At 66.2% G+C, this 13,237-nt stretch carries 11 protein-coding genes; 5 read left to right on the top strand and 6 right to left on the bottom strand.

What is annotated here, in order from left to right; all coding sequences use genetic code 11:
* Window positions 1-226 precede the first annotated feature (226 nt).
* From E8M01_RS22235 to E8M01_RS22225, 3 genes are all read left to right on the top strand, one after another.
* Window positions 227-766 (top strand): TRAP transporter small permease subunit, encoded by a 540-nt coding sequence (locus E8M01_RS22235; protein ID WP_136962156.1) that lies wholly within the window; start codon window positions 227-229, stop codon window positions 764-766.
* A gap of 30 nt (window positions 767-796) precedes the next feature.
* The gene (locus E8M01_RS22230; protein WP_136962155.1) at window positions 797-2,260 is read left to right on the top strand and encodes a TRAP transporter large permease; all 1,464 of its coding nucleotides are present in this window, start codon (window positions 797-799) and stop codon (window positions 2,258-2,260) included.
* Window positions 2,261-2,360: 100 nt separating this feature from the next.
* Window positions 2,361-3,545, top strand: a complete 1,185-nt coding sequence (locus E8M01_RS22225) for a patatin-like phospholipase family protein (RefSeq protein WP_136962154.1) — start codon at window positions 2,361-2,363, stop codon at window positions 3,543-3,545.
* A 55-nt stretch (window positions 3,546-3,600) separates the two neighbouring features.
* On the opposite strand, the gene E8M01_RS22220 is transcribed toward E8M01_RS22225, so the two are convergent.
* Window positions 3,601-4,692 carry a TRAP transporter substrate-binding protein gene (locus tag E8M01_RS22220; RefSeq protein WP_136962153.1) on the bottom strand — a complete coding sequence of 364 codons (1,092 nt, stop codon included), beginning with the start codon at window positions 4,690-4,692 and terminating at the stop codon, window positions 3,601-3,603.
* 239 nt (window positions 4,693-4,931) lie between these two features.
* Complete coding sequence (locus tag E8M01_RS22215; RefSeq protein ID WP_136962152.1) at window positions 4,932-6,020, bottom strand: TRAP transporter substrate-binding protein; 1,089 nt, start codon at window positions 6,018-6,020, stop codon at window positions 4,932-4,934.
* Between the two features lie 251 nt (window positions 6,021-6,271).
* Here E8M01_RS22215 and E8M01_RS22210 point away from each other — a divergent pair, with 251 nt between their 5' ends.
* A complete protein-coding gene (locus tag E8M01_RS22210; protein ID WP_136962151.1) occupies window positions 6,272-7,144 on the top strand; it encodes an NAD(P)-dependent oxidoreductase in 873 nt (290 codons plus the stop codon).
* A 98-nt stretch (window positions 7,145-7,242) separates the two neighbouring features.
* Here E8M01_RS22210 and E8M01_RS22205 read toward each other — a convergent pair whose 3' ends face one another.
* The 4 genes from E8M01_RS22205 to E8M01_RS22190 all read right to left on the bottom strand — a co-directional run bounded on the left by E8M01_RS22205 (window position 7,243) and on the right by E8M01_RS22190 (window position 12,503).
* Window positions 7,243-9,273 carry a caspase family protein gene (locus tag E8M01_RS22205; protein WP_170182021.1) on the bottom strand — a complete coding sequence of 677 codons (2,031 nt, stop codon included), beginning with the start codon at window positions 9,271-9,273 and terminating at the stop codon, window positions 7,243-7,245.
* A gap of 119 nt (window positions 9,274-9,392) precedes the next feature.
* The gene (locus E8M01_RS22200; protein ID WP_136962149.1) at window positions 9,393-10,061 is read right to left on the bottom strand and encodes a uracil-DNA glycosylase family protein; all 669 of its coding nucleotides are present in this window, start codon (window positions 10,059-10,061) and stop codon (window positions 9,393-9,395) included.
* 55 nt (window positions 10,062-10,116) lie between these two features.
* Window positions 10,117-10,728 (bottom strand): glutathione S-transferase family protein, encoded by a 612-nt coding sequence (locus E8M01_RS22195; protein WP_136962148.1) that lies wholly within the window; start codon window positions 10,726-10,728, stop codon window positions 10,117-10,119.
* Between the two features lie 167 nt (window positions 10,729-10,895).
* The gene (locus E8M01_RS22190; protein ID WP_136962147.1) at window positions 10,896-12,503 is read right to left on the bottom strand and encodes a sensor histidine kinase; all 1,608 of its coding nucleotides are present in this window, start codon (window positions 12,501-12,503) and stop codon (window positions 10,896-10,898) included.
* Between the two features lie 99 nt (window positions 12,504-12,602).
* Between E8M01_RS22190 and E8M01_RS22185 the strand changes: the two genes are divergently transcribed.
* Window positions 12,603-13,172 carry a thermonuclease family protein gene (locus tag E8M01_RS22185; RefSeq protein ID WP_136962146.1) on the top strand — a complete coding sequence of 190 codons (570 nt, stop codon included), beginning with the start codon at window positions 12,603-12,605 and terminating at the stop codon, window positions 13,170-13,172.
* Window positions 13,173-13,237 lie beyond the last annotated feature (65 nt).

The following is a 13,237-nucleotide window of genomic DNA, read 5'->3' as shown; positions in this document are numbered from 1 at the left end:
ACCTGCAAAAAACGCAGGACCGACAGACGGGAAGGACTTCGTGGGTGGGCTGTCGCGGGTTGAGCCGTGGCGCGCTGAGGGCGCAGCCGGGCTCCGGCTGGTCACAGAACACTCCCCAACGTTCCATGCGTGACGCGCCTCGCGGAGCGCTAGAGCCTTGGTTCACGCCGATTCGCGTGGACGACGCGCGGCCCGTTTCCTGAATGGTTCGAGGAGACTGCCTCGCATGAACGGACTTCTGGCCCTGAGCCGCGGCATCGACGCGGTGAACGAGAAGGTCGGCCGCATCGCTGACTGGTGTGTGCTGCTCGCCTGCCTGATCAGCGCCGGCAATGCGATATTCCGCTATCTCTTCAGTCTGTCATCGAACTCGCTGCTGGAGATCCAGTGGTACCTGTTCGGGGTCATCGTGCTGCTCGGCGCCTCCTACACATACAAGATGAACGAACATGTCCGGGTCGACCTGGTCTATGGCTCGCTGTCCGATCGGGGCCGGCTGTGGGTCGACACCATCGGCATCATCGTCTTCCTGCTGCCGGCCACCATCTTCCTGACCTATCTCGCCTGGCCGTTCTTCCTGATCTCCTACCGCCAGCACGAATGGTCGCAGAATGCCGGCGGGCTTCTGGTCTGGCCGATCAAGTTCGTGCTGCCGCTCGGTTTCGCATTGCTGACGGCGCAGGGCATTTCCGAACTGATCAAGCGTGTCGCCGCTCTCTCCGGCGCCATCGCGATCGACACCAAATACGAAAAACCGCTGCAGTAAGCCGCGCGACGACCACTCAGGAGTAGAGCGATGTTCTCGCACGGCATCATGCCCCCGCTCATGTTCGGCGGAATGATCTGTTTCATGCTGATCGGCTTCCCGGTCGCCTTCTCGCTGGCCGCGGTCGGCCTGTTCTTCGGCGGCATCGGCATTCTCACCGGCCATTTCGAGCCGGGCTTCCTGCAGGCCCTGCCGCTGCGCTTTCACGGCATCATCTCCAACGATCTCCTGCTGGCGATTCCGTTCTTCACCTTCATGGGTGCGATCCTGGAGCGCTGCGGCCTGGCCGAAGACCTGCTGGAGGGCACCGGCAAGCTGTTCGGCTCGCTGCCGGGGGGCCTCGCCTATGCGGTCATCGTGGTCGGCGCCATTCTCGGCGCCATCACCGGCACGGTGGCGGCCTCGGTCATCGCGATGGGCGTCATCTCGCTGCCGATCATGCAGCGCTACGGCTACGACATGAAGCTTGCCACCGGCGTGATCGCGGCCTCGGGCACGATCACCCAGCTGATCCCGCCGTCGCTGGTCCTGGTGGTGCTCGCCGACCAGCTCGGCCGCTCGGTCGGCGACATGTATCTCGGTGCCATCGGCCCGTCGATGCTGCAGGTCGGCATCTTCCTGGTCTATGTCATCGTCCTGTCGATCTTCAGGCCGAACCTGATGCCGCCGCTGCCGCCGGAAGCGCGTGGCGAGGTCGGCTGGGAACTGATCTCCAAGGTGCTGTGGGGCATGGTGCCCTCCATCGTGCTGATCTTCCTGGTGCTCGGCACCATCTTCATGGGTCTCGCGACGCCGACCGAAGCCGGCGCCATGGGCGCGGTCGGTGCGCTGGTGCTCGCCGCCCTGCATGGGCGCCTGACCTGGCCGCTGGTCGATCAGGGCATGAAATCGACCATGCGGATCACCTCCATGGTGGTGTTCATCCTGATCGGTTCGACCGTGTTCAGCCTGGTCTTCCAGGGCATGGACGGTTCGCGCTGGATCGAGCACATGCTGATCAGCCTGCCCGGCGGCCAGACCGGCTTCCTAATCTTCGTCAATATTTTCGTGTTCTTCCTGGCGTTCTTCCTCGATTTCTTCGAGATCGCCTTCATCGTGGTGCCGCTGCTGGCGCCGGTGGCCGCCAAGCTCGGCATCGATCTGATCTGGTTCGGCGTGCTGCTCTGCGTCAACATGCAGACCAGCTTCATGCACCCGCCCTTCGGCTTCGCGCTGTTCTATCTGCGCGGCATCGCGCCGCCCTCGATCAAGTCGAACGACATCTATCTCGGCGCCCTGCCCTGGGTCGTGTTGCAACTGCTGCTGGTGGCGATCGTCATCTGGTGGCCGGGATCGGTGACCTATTGGCTCGACAAGGGGCCGAAGATGGACCCGTCCAAGGTCGAAATCCGCATCGACATGCCAAATCTGCCAGGTGGCGGTGGCCTGCCGGGCTTCGAGCCGCCGCCGGGCCTCGCCCCGCCGCCGGGCCTGACGCCGCCGCCACGCAACTGAGCCGCTGAAGCCTCGGGTCGCCGATCTGACCCGACCCGTGGCTTTTCTGCCCTAGACGGAAAACAGGCCGGGCCGGTATGTTGCCCGCGGAGTTTTTCGTATGGCGTTGTCACTTTCGCATCTGTTGCGTCCGCTCGCCCTGGTGCTTGCCCTCGGGCTTGCCGCCGGTTGCGCCACCCGCGAGCGGCTGCCGGCCGTGCCGCCGGCCGAGACGCGCTCGGCAACCTTCCTCGAGCTGACGGATGCCCGTTTCTATCTCTGGGGCGACCCGACACCGCTCGCCACCGCCTGGTTCGCGGCGGAGCGCCGGCGCAACGCCCTCGGCCTGTCGGGCGGCACGATGCACCTGCTGGCGATCTCGGGCGGCGGCGACAACGGCGCCTTCGGCTCGGGCGTTCTCTATGGCTGGACCGAACGCGGCACCCGGCCCGAGTTCCGCCTGGTCACCGGCGTCTCGACCGGATCGCTGATTGCCCCCTTTGCCTTTCTCGGCAGCCGCTACGACGAACAGTTGAAGGCGGTCTACACCACGGTGATGCGTGACAATATTGCCGTCCTGCTGCCGATCGCATCGATCCTGACCGGCGATTCCGTCGCCTCCAGCGAACCCCTCGCGCGGCTGATCGCGACCTATGTCACGCCCGAAATGATCGCCGAGATCGCCAGCGAATATCGCAAGGGGCGCATGCTGCTGATCGGCACAACCGATCTCGATCTGGCCCAGCCGGTCGCCTGGAACATTGGCGCCATCGCGGCCAGCAGCCATCCCGGGCGGGTCCAGGCGATCCGCGACATCCTGCTCGCCTCCGCCTCGATCCCCGGTGCCTTCCCGCCGGTCATGATGGATGTGGTCGCCGGCGGCCGCAGGCGCCAGGAGCTGCATGTCGATGGCGGCGCCACCAATCAGGTGTTCCTCTATCCCGCCAGTGTGCCGCGCCGCGAGGCGCCGGCCCATCTGCGCTCCGGCCGCGTGGTTGCCTGGATCATCCGCAACGGCCGCACGCAGGAAGCGCCGTCGGAGACGCCGCGTGGCCTGGTGCAGATCACCGCCCGATCGATCTCGACGATGATCGCCGCCAATGGCATGGGCGACATCTATCGGATGTATCTTCTGACCAAGCGGGACAATATCGACTTCAATCTCGCCTATATTTCGAGCCGCTTCACGGTGCCCTACGACAAGCCGTTCGACCCGGCCTACATGAACGCCCTGTTCGAATTCGGCCGCAACGAAAGCCGCAACGGAGCCGCCTGGCTGAAGCGGCCACCGGGCTACGCGCCCTAAGAAAACAGCCCCTCCCCGCCCGGCGGAAAGGGGCTGATCACTTGGTCGCGAAGGCTCAGTTGGAGCGTGCGCGCATCCGGATCATGAAGCTGTCGAAGCTATATTCGGCCACTTGGAACCACAGATATTCTTCGTTGCGGAAGGCCAGGGTGTGGTCCAGCACCCGCTTGAACCAGGGGTTTTGGGCTGCCACTTCGGCATAGAGTTCATGGGCCTGCTTGTAGCAGGCCTCCATGACCTCCAGCGTGAACGGGCGGAGCTGGGTGCCCTGCGCGACCAGCCGGCGCAGCGCCGCCGGGTTCGAGGCATCGTAGCGCGCCTGCATCCAGGTGCCGGCCTGATAGGCCGCCGCCTCATAGGCTGCCTTGTAGTGTTTCGGCAGGGTTTCCCATTTGGCGATATTGGCGAAGGTCTGAACCTGTGCGCCGCCTTCCCACCAGCCGGGGTAATAATAATAGGGCGCGACCTTGGCGAAGCCGAGCTTCTCATCGTCATGCGGGCCCACCCACTCGGCGGCATCGATCGTGCCTTTTTCGAGCGCCGGATAGATGTCGCCGCCGGCAATCTGCTGCGGCACCACGCCGAGCCGGGTGAGGATCCGCCCGGCAAAGCCGCCGACGCGGAATTTCAGGCCGCGCAGATCCTCCACGGTCCGGATCTCCTTGCGGAACCAGCCACCCATCTGGGTGCCGGTATTGCCACAGGAGATCGCGGTGACGTTGTAGGACTTGTAGAATTCGTTGAGCAGGTCGGTGCCCCCGCCCTCGATGAACCAGGCATTCTGCTGGCGTGGGTTCATGCCGAACGGCAAGGCCGTGCCGAAGGTGAAGGTCGGGTCCTTGCCGACGTAATAATAGGACGCCGTGTGGCAGGCCTCGACCGTGCCGTTCGACACCGCGTCCAGCGCCTGCAGGCCCGGCACGATTTCGCCGGCGGCGAAGGGCTGGATGATGAAGCGGTTGTCGGTGATCTCGGCGAGCCGCTTGGCGAACACCTCGGAGACGCCGAACAGCGTGTCGAGCGATTTCGGAAAGCTCGAGGTCAGGCGCCAGCGGATCTCGGGCATGGATTGGGCGACGGCGGGCGAAGCGACCGCCGCGGCGACCAGGCCGGCGCCCGCGGATGTGACGAAAGTTCGGCGTTGCATGGGGTTCCCTTCCTTCCGGTTGCAAGAAAACCCGGGCCCCGGCGGGTCGTTGTCGACGCCCACGTCTTGTGCGGTTGCCCGGTCATGCGCTGAAATCGGCGGTCGACAAAAAGCCAAGCCCCGCAGGTGTCGCAAGGCTTGGTCCTGGCCCCCGGGATGTCCCGGGCAAGGCCGCCGGATGCCACTGAAGACCGGCGGAAATGCGCCGCCGGTCTCATGTCGCAAAATGGGCCGCCGGGTCAGCCGCGCGCGCGGGCCCGGACCATGAAGGTGTCGAAGGTATATTCGGCCACCTGCCACCACAGATATTGCTCGCCGCGGAAGGCGATGGTGTTATCCAGCACCTTCTTGAAGTCGGCATTGGTCGCCGCGGTCTCGACATTGACCTCGTTGGCCGCCTTCAGGCAGCCCTCGAGCACTTCGAGCGAGAATGGCCTGAGCTGGGTTCCGGCCGCCACCAGCTGGCGCAGCGCCGTCGGGTTCTGGGCGTCGTAACGCGCCTGCATCCAGTTATGGGCATGGTGCGAGGCGTTGAGCACGATCGCCTGATAGGTCTTCGGCAAGGCGTTCCACTTCGCCGTGTTGATGAAATTGTGGAGCATCGCGCCACCCTCCCACCAGCCGGGGTAATAATAATAGGGCGCCACCTTGTTGAAGCCGAGCTTCTGGTCGTCATAGGGGCCGACCCATTCGGCCGCGTCGATCGTGCCCTTTTCGAGCGCCGGATAGATATCGCCGCCGGCCACCTGTTGCGGCACCACGCCGAGCTTCTGCATGGCCCGGCCGGCAAAGCCGCCGATGCGCATCTTCAGGCCGTTCAGGTCGGCCAGCGTGCGGATCTCCTTGCGGAACCAGCCGCCCATCTGACAGCCGGTATTGCCGCAGGGAATGGCGTGGATGTTATGTTTGCCATAGAACTCGTTCATCAGTTCCATGCCGCCGTTCTGGAACTGCCAGGCGTTCTGCATGCGCGAGTTGAGCCCGAAGGGCAGCGCGGTGCCGAAGCAGAAGGTCGGGTCGATGCCGACGTAATAATAAGAGGCGGTGTGGCAGACCTCGACCGTGCCGTCGCGCACCGCCTGCATGGCCTGCAGGCCGGGCACGATTTCACCGGCCGCGAAGACCTGCACCTGGAACTTGTTGTCGGTCATGTCGGCGACCGCCTTGGCGAAGACTTCCGCCGCGCCGAAAATGGTGTCGAGCGATTTCGGAAAGCTCGAGGTCATGCGCCACTTCACCTCGGGCATCGCCTGGGCGAGCGCCGGCGCGGCGATCGCAGTGGTCGCGGCTGCCACCGAGGCAGTCTTGATGAATGTCCGGCGCTCCATGAGCGGTCTCTCCCTGAACCCAAAGTCTTGTGAAACGGTCCGTTTCCCGGACTCGTGGGCGGACGACACCACAATTCATCTCTGCATGCCAGCATTGCAGGATGGCTCTGGTGCATTTTATGCATGGCTACGTATTGCCACTTAGGCGGTCGCGGCGCAGAGCACACCGCCGCACTGGCCACTTGACCTTGCTCCGGCGGCGGGGATGGTAGGCGGCCGCAATTTCAACTGCCGCATCGGAGCTTCCTGCCATGGCGAAAGTCGCGTTCCTGGGCCTCGGTGTCATGGGCTATCCCATGGCCGGCCACCTGAAGGCCAAGGGCGGTCATGAGCTGACCGTCTACAACCGGACCTTCGCCAAGGCCGAGGCTTGGGTGAAACAGCATGGCGGGCGCGCCGCCAGGACGCCGAAGGAGGCCGCCGAGGGCCAGGACTTCGTGTTCTGCTGCGTCGGCAATGACGACGACCTGAGGCAGGTGACGATCGGCCCGGACGGCGCGCTCCAGGCGATGGGGCCAGGCACCGTCTTCATCGACAACACCACGGCTTCCGCCGATGTCGCGCGCGAATTGCAAGCCAAGGCCAAGGCGCTGGGCATCGGCTTCGTCGACGCCCCGGTCTCGGGCGGCCAGGCCGGCGCCGAGAACGGCGTGCTCACCGTCATGTGCGGCGGCGAGGTGTCCGACTATGCCAAGGCCGAGCCGGTGATCGCGGCCTATGCCCGCGCCTGCAAGCGGCTCGGCGACCCGGGCGCCGGCCAGCTGGCCAAGATGGTCAACCAGATCTGCATCGCCGGCCTCGTCCAGGGGCTTGCCGAAGGCCTGCATTTCGCCCGCAAGTCCGGCCTCGATATCGAACAGCTGGTCGAGGTGATCTCCAAGGGCGCCGCCGGGTCCTGGCAAATGGAGAACCGGCACAAGACCATCAACCAGGACAAGTTCGACTTCGGCTTCGCCGTCGACTGGATGCGCAAGGATCTCGGCATCTGCCTCGCCGAATCCCGGCGCAATGGCGCGCATCTGCCGGTCACGGCCCTGGTCGATCAATTCTATGGCGAGGTACAGACCATGGGTGGCGGTCGCTGGGACACGTCCAGCCTGTTCGCCCGGCTGGAGAAGAAATGACCTGACGCGTCATCGACGCCAGGATCAAAAGGCAAAGGGAGGGCCGCGAGGGATGACCTCGCGGCCCTTTTCTTGTCAGCGGCTCCAGCCCCGTGTGATCAGAACCGGCGCCGAACGTTGGGTGCGGCCGCGCGCGGGGGCGCCGACATGCGCGGTGCCGACATGCGCGGTGGTGCCGACATGCGCGGTGGTGCCGACATGCGCGGTGGTGCCGACATGCGTGGTGCTGACATGCGCGGCGCCACCATGCGCGGCTGGATGTTCATGCGCGGCTGCACATTCATCCGCGGCTGGACGTTCATCCGCGGCTGGATATTGGCGCGCGGCTGGAAGTTGCCGCCCGGTCGCACCGGTCGGAAGTTGCCCTGCGGCGCGACACGCGGGCCGCGGATGGTCGGGTTGATGCCCTGGTTGCGCAGGCCCGGATTGATCCGGCTTTGCATCGGTCCCGCAGGACCGCCCGGACGGCCGCGATTGAGCCCCGGATTGATCACGCCCTGGCCGCGGCCCGGTGCACCGATCTGGTTGAGCGGCTTGCCGCCACCCGGCTGAAACTGCGGGCCAGGACGCAAGCCCGGATTGTTCAGGCGAGCACCGGGCGGCAGGACCGCCCCGCCGGGCCCACCCGGCAAGGGCCGCAAGGCCGGTCCGCCGGGGCCGCCCGGCAGCGGCCGCAAGCCCGGACCACCCGGTCCAGCTGGCCGCAAACCGCCGCCCGGCATGCCCCAGCGCGGACCGCCCGTGGGCGGCCGCAGGACCACTGGCGCCAGCGGCGGCCGCACGATGCGCGGCAGGACGAAGGGTGCCGCGATGATCGCCGCGCCGGCGATCACCGGCAACACGCCCCAGGCATAAGGAGGCGGAGGCGGCAAGGCCCAGATCGGCGCCACCGGTGGTCCAAGATAGACCGGCGCGAGCACCACCGTGTCGTAGAAGACGGCCGGGGCCGGCTCCCAATAGACTGGATCATCGATCACTTCGATTACCGGCAGCGGCGGCGGGATGTCCTCATAGACCACCTCGTCGAAGGCCGGCGGCGGCGCCACCGGGGCCGACAGCCGGCTCAGACGCCAGCGCGCCTCTTCGGCATGCGGACCGCCGGGATAGCGCCTGAGATAGGTCCAATAGCCCTGAGCCGAGCCGAAGCGCACCGTCTGGCGCCAGACCAGCGCCTCGCGCTTGGCCGCCAGCAGCCGCTTGATGCGCGGCGTCAGCGCATCATTGGGATAGAGGCGCAGGAAGGCCTGATAGCCGGCAATGGTGTCCTGCTCGATCGCCAGCGCATAGGCCTCCTGGGCCGGCAGGCCGTCCATCGGCCGCTCGCCGATCGGCACGGATGGCGGCGGCGTGGCGCCGGTCGCAGCCATCTCGGCCGGCAAGGTCAGGACCGGGGCCGGCTGGGCCAGGGCCGAAACCTCCCAGGGCGTGTCGCGGCCATTGGTCTGCTGGTGCACGCGCAAACGAGCGCGCGCGATGATCTGGTCGACCGGAACGCCCGGTTCGCGCAATTGCTCGGCCAGCGCCAGGGCAAAACGGCTATAGGCGGCGTCATCGAAACTGGCGACCTGGCCCGGCGCTGCGGCGGACGCGATCAGCATGCCCGGCGCGCCGTCGAGCACGCCGAGCCCCGGCCTGACCGGCGGGCCGACATTGGCATAGGGATGGCCGCTCGACAGGTCGAACAGCACCACCTTGGCCTTGCTCGGCAGGCCAGCCAGCGCCCGCGTGATGTCCATCAGCCTGACGCCGCCGATCGGCACATCCGACTCGCGTTCGATCGCGGTGTCGGAAGGGACCAGATAGCTGTCGCTGTCATGCTGCAGGCCGAGGCCCGACAGATAGACGAAGACGATCGAGTCGGGCCCCGCCTCGCGCACCTTGGTCATGAAATTGGCGATCGCGCCGCGCAGCTCCGATTGCGGCAGGTCCGCTCCCTCGACGGTGGAGAAACCGAGATCGCGCAAGGTCTGCGCCATCAAGCCGGCATTGTTCAACGCATTCGGCAGAGGATTGGTCTGGTAGGTGCCCGAGCCGAGGACCAGCGCGACCCGGCTCTCGGCATGGGCAGGCGCTGCCACCACAACCGCGACGAACGCGGCCGCGAGCAGCCCGAAAAGGCGACGGACCATGGAGGCCTCCCTGATGATCTTGTTGCGGACAGACCGCGCCCCCGGATTCCGCGATGGCAATGTTGCGCGCGAATGCCGTGGGAATACAAGGCACATCGGGAAAAGACCCTAGAGATCAATCACAGATGCGCTGCGATCTCGGCGCGCAGCACCGGCAACAATTCCGCCTCGAACCAGGGATGGCGCTTCAGCCAGCCGGTGTTGCGCCAGGACGGATGCGGCAGGACCAGCACCGCCGGATGGTCCCCGGCGGCGCGAATGGCGTGCCAGTTCTCGACCGTGGCGGTGAGCGTCGCGGCACGCAGGTGCTTCAATCCCAGGCGATCCAGGTGATAGGCCTGGGCGGTCGCGCCGATCGCCAGCACCAGGCCGATCTGCGGCATGGCGGCGATCAGCCGGTCGTGCCATGCCGCGCGGCATTCGGGACGCGGCGGCAGGTCGCCGCCCTTGGCGTCGTAGCCTGGAAAGCAGAAACCCATGGGCACGATGGCGAGCCGCGAGCGGTCGTAGAAGGTGGCCCGGTCGACACCCATCCAGTCACGCAGGCGGTCGCCCGAGCGGTCGTCGAACGGCAGGCCCGAGACATGGACGCGCAGGCCCGGAGCCTGGCCGGCGATCAGCACGCGAGCGGTCGCCGACGACCAGGCCACCGGCCGCGGCTCATGCGGCAGCGGCCGCCCGCGCGGCGTTTCGACGCAAATCCGGCAACCGGCGATCTCGGCCATCAGGCCAGCGAGCTCGTCGCGATGATCAGGCCCCGGCCCAGGCAAGGAGCGCGATGCGGTCATGCCCTGAAGGCTATCAGTTGCGGTCGCCACGCGACAATGCGCTGGTGCGTGATGGTCAGGCCTGGGCGCTCGGCCGCGCCGAAGCGGCAGCCCGCCAGCGGGCGAGATTGGTCAGGTCCTCGGGGATCGGGACGCGCGTCGGCCTGACGAAGTCGACCGCGACCAGGGCGGTGATGTCGGCGACCGTGAAGCGGCCGGCCGCGATATGATCCTTGCCCTGCAAGTGGCGGTCCAGCACGCCCAGTTCGTCGACGATGCGCGCTCTGTTGACCTCGCCCCATTCCTTCACCTGCGGCACCTCCATCTCCACCATGGCCGGATGCAGGTGGCGGAAGGCCGAGGCGATAGTGGACAGGAGATAGAGCTCGAGCCGACGCGTCCACATCTCGATCTCGCCGATTTCCAGCGGCGTCCGGCCGAACAGATTGGGTTCTGGATGCAACGCTTCCAGATAACGGCAGATCGCCATGGACTCGCAGATCACCTTGCCGTCGTCGAGTTCGAGCGCCGGCGTGCGCTGGCGCGGGTTCACCGCCGTGTAGGCCTCGCTCTTCTGCTCGAGCTTGCCGAGGTCGATGGCGACGCTCGGAATGGCGATGGCCTTTTCAGCAAGGAACATCCGGACGCGGCGCGGATTCGGCGCCCCTGGCGTATCGTAGAATTTCATGGTCGTTTCCCGCTGCTCTTATCGTGTAACTGCACCACGCGGCCAGACGCCGGTCAAGCCGGTTCGGCCGGGCAAAGGACAGAGGCTCTTGGAAGCTTTCTCTTGGAACCTTGGCCGCGCAGTCATTCGCCAGCGCGCGTCTCCAGCTTCGATCTGAGGTCCGGGGCCTAGCGACCGCCGAACAGCGCGCGGCGCAGCGCGCCGACATTGGCCGCTTCCGGCATGGTCAGGACCGGCTCGGGCGGCAGCATGTAGCTCGGCTCGACCGGCGGGCTTTCGATCGCCGGCAAAGCTTCCATAACCCGCTCCGCCGGGAACGTGGCGATCACCTCGGTGCCTTCCCGCAAAGTCGACTTCAGCTTGAACGAGCCGCCATGCATGGTCGCAAGCCCCTGGACGATCGGCAGCCCGAGGCCGGTGCCCTGCTCGGCGCTCTTGATGGCGTTCGAGCCCTGGCCGAAATTCGACAGGACGATCGGGATCTCGTCTTCCGGAATGCCCGGGCCGGTGTCGCGGACCGAGATATATTGGCCGCCCGACGCGGTCCAGCCGACCTTCAAGGTGATCTCGCCGCCCGCCGGCGTGAATTTGATGGCGTTCGACATCAGGTTCAGCACGATCTGGCGGATCGCGCGCTCGTCGGCCCACAGCTTCGGCATGTTCGGCTCGAAGCGCTGGGCGATGGTCACGCCCTTGTTCTTGGCGCGCACCTTCAACAGGTGATGGCACTCCTCCACCACATGGGCGAGCACCAGGGCCTCCTCGTTCAGTTCATAACGTCCGGCCTCGATGCGCGAGAGATCGAGGATCTCGTTGATCAGCGACAGGAGATGCTGGCCGGAGGAATGAATATCATTGGCATATTCGGCATATTGCGGCGCCGAATGGGAGCCGAACATCTCTTCCTTCATCACCTCGGAAAAACCGAGAATGGCATTGAGCGGCGTGCGCAGCTCATGGCTCATCTGCGCAAGGAAACGCGACTTGGCGATATTGGCCATCTCGGCATTGCGCCGCGCTTCGTCGGAATTGGCCTTTGCCGTTTCCAGCTCGCCGAACAGCGCATCCTTTTCGGCGCGCGCCTCGAGCGTCGCGAGGTTCGCCTGGTAGAGCCTGGTCGAGATGATGCCGAAAAACACCAGGGCACCGCCGGCCATGGTCGCCAGCATGGCACCCTGCAGGCCGTCGACCAGCAGGAAACGGGCGATCACCATGATGCCGACCGGCAAGGTCGCGGCCAGCACGGCGCCCGGCAGGGTCGCGCCGATCATCGCCGAGACCGCCACGACGATCAGCATGCCGACCAGCAGGAAGGTATTGGCCTCCGGCACATTGGTCTGCATGACCACGGTCAGAGCCAGGACCCAGGCCAACGCCAGAACCGTCTCGGCGAGCACGAAGCGCAGGTGCCAGCCGCGCAGATCCGCCTTGTCCGATTGGACCTTGAGGAAGCCGCGCGCCAGCATGATGATGACGCCATGGGCAATCAACACGGCCGCCGCACCGACGGCGCCGGTCAAGGGATCGGTGATCCAGCCGGCAACCCCGCCGGTGGCCAGCGCCAGCAGCACGACGGCGAGCGCCGCCGAAAGTTTGTTCTGTGCATAAAGGCGCATGAGTTCGAAATCGAACGAGCGCCGCGTGCCGGTGGTCGAGGTCAGTTTCTCGCGCGCGTCGCGAACCTGGCGAACGACACGCTTACGGCTCAGCGCGTGCTTTTGCGCACGCTCTGCCGCCCGGTCGCTCAACCGCTCCGCCGCCACCTCGACGCTCATCCGAGCGGACCTCTCCAGACGCGACACAACACTTATCGAAATGTTGCAGACGTTGATTAACGCCCGGTCGAGAGGCATGGTGAACGAAAGGTGAAAGGAGTGTCCTGGATCCACCAATGGACCGCCATGACACGCTGGAGGAGATCGCGCAGGCCGCCCGTCAACCGGGCTTTCACGACCCTTGCGCTGGCTCTCTTCGTCATCGCGGCGGGCGTCGGCGCCTATGCGCTCAGGAACGTTCCGTCCCGGCCGATCATCAGCGGCCACGCCCGCGTGATCGACGGCGACAGCCTGATGGTCGCCGGCACCGAGGTGCGCATTTACGGCGTCGACGCACCGGAACTGTTCCAGCGCTGCACCCGTGAGGGCCGCGAGGTGCTGTGCGGGCGGGAGGCGGCACGCCAGCTGATCGCGCTGATCGCCGGCCAGATCGTCACCTGCGAGCGGCGCGACATCGACCGCTTCGGTCGCACCGTCGCGCTGTGCCGGGTCGACGGCGTCGACCTCGGCCGCGCGCTGGTGGCGGGCGGCCATGCCGTCTCCTACGGTTCCTATCTGCAGGAAGAGGCCAGCGCCCGAAGCGAACGCAAGGGGGTCTGGGCCGGCCAGTTCATCCGCCCGAGGGAATGGCGCGACCGCGAGCGCGGCCGGTTTGCGCCGGGCGCCTGAATGCGCTCCACGCCTCACTGTTTTCCGTTTGGCTAACGTAGCGTTAACCACGGCAATCCAAGATC

This window comes from Phreatobacter stygius (genome assembly GCF_005144885.1).
Classification (GTDB): Bacteria; Pseudomonadota; Alphaproteobacteria; order Rhizobiales; family Phreatobacteraceae; genus Phreatobacter; species Phreatobacter stygius.
Note: the sequence above shows the minus strand (reverse complement) of the source record. Positions and strands in the feature narration are given on the sequence as shown.

What these genes read in the sequence shown, in the direction of transcription:
- E8M01_RS22235 (WP_136962156.1), top strand. Translation starts at nt 227, where the DNA reads ATGAACGGACTTCTGGCCCTGAGCCGCGGCATCGACGCGGTGAACGAG.
- E8M01_RS22230 (WP_136962155.1), top strand. Translation starts at nt 797, where the DNA reads ATGTTCTCGCACGGCATCATGCCCCCGCTCATGTTCGGCGGAATGATC.
- E8M01_RS22225 (WP_136962154.1), top strand. Translation starts at nt 2,361, where the DNA reads ATGGCGTTGTCACTTTCGCATCTGTTGCGTCCGCTCGCCCTGGTGCTT.
- E8M01_RS22220 (WP_136962153.1), bottom strand. Translation starts at nt 4,692, where the DNA reads ATGCAACGCCGAACTTTCGTCACATCCGCGGGCGCCGGCCTGGTCGCC.
- E8M01_RS22215 (WP_136962152.1), bottom strand. Translation starts at nt 6,020, where the DNA reads ATGGAGCGCCGGACATTCATCAAGACTGCCTCGGTGGCAGCCGCGACC.
- E8M01_RS22210 (WP_136962151.1), top strand. Translation starts at nt 6,272, where the DNA reads ATGGCGAAAGTCGCGTTCCTGGGCCTCGGTGTCATGGGCTATCCCATG.
- E8M01_RS22205 (WP_170182021.1), bottom strand. Translation starts at nt 9,273, where the DNA reads ATGGTCCGTCGCCTTTTCGGGCTGCTCGCGGCCGCGTTCGTCGCGGTT.
- E8M01_RS22200 (WP_136962149.1), bottom strand. Translation starts at nt 10,061, where the DNA reads ATGACCGCATCGCGCTCCTTGCCTGGGCCGGGGCCTGATCATCGCGAC.
- E8M01_RS22195 (WP_136962148.1), bottom strand. Translation starts at nt 10,728, where the DNA reads ATGAAATTCTACGATACGCCAGGGGCGCCGAATCCGCGCCGCGTCCGG.
- E8M01_RS22190 (WP_136962147.1), bottom strand. Translation starts at nt 12,503, where the DNA reads ATGAGCGTCGAGGTGGCGGCGGAGCGGTTGAGCGACCGGGCGGCAGAG.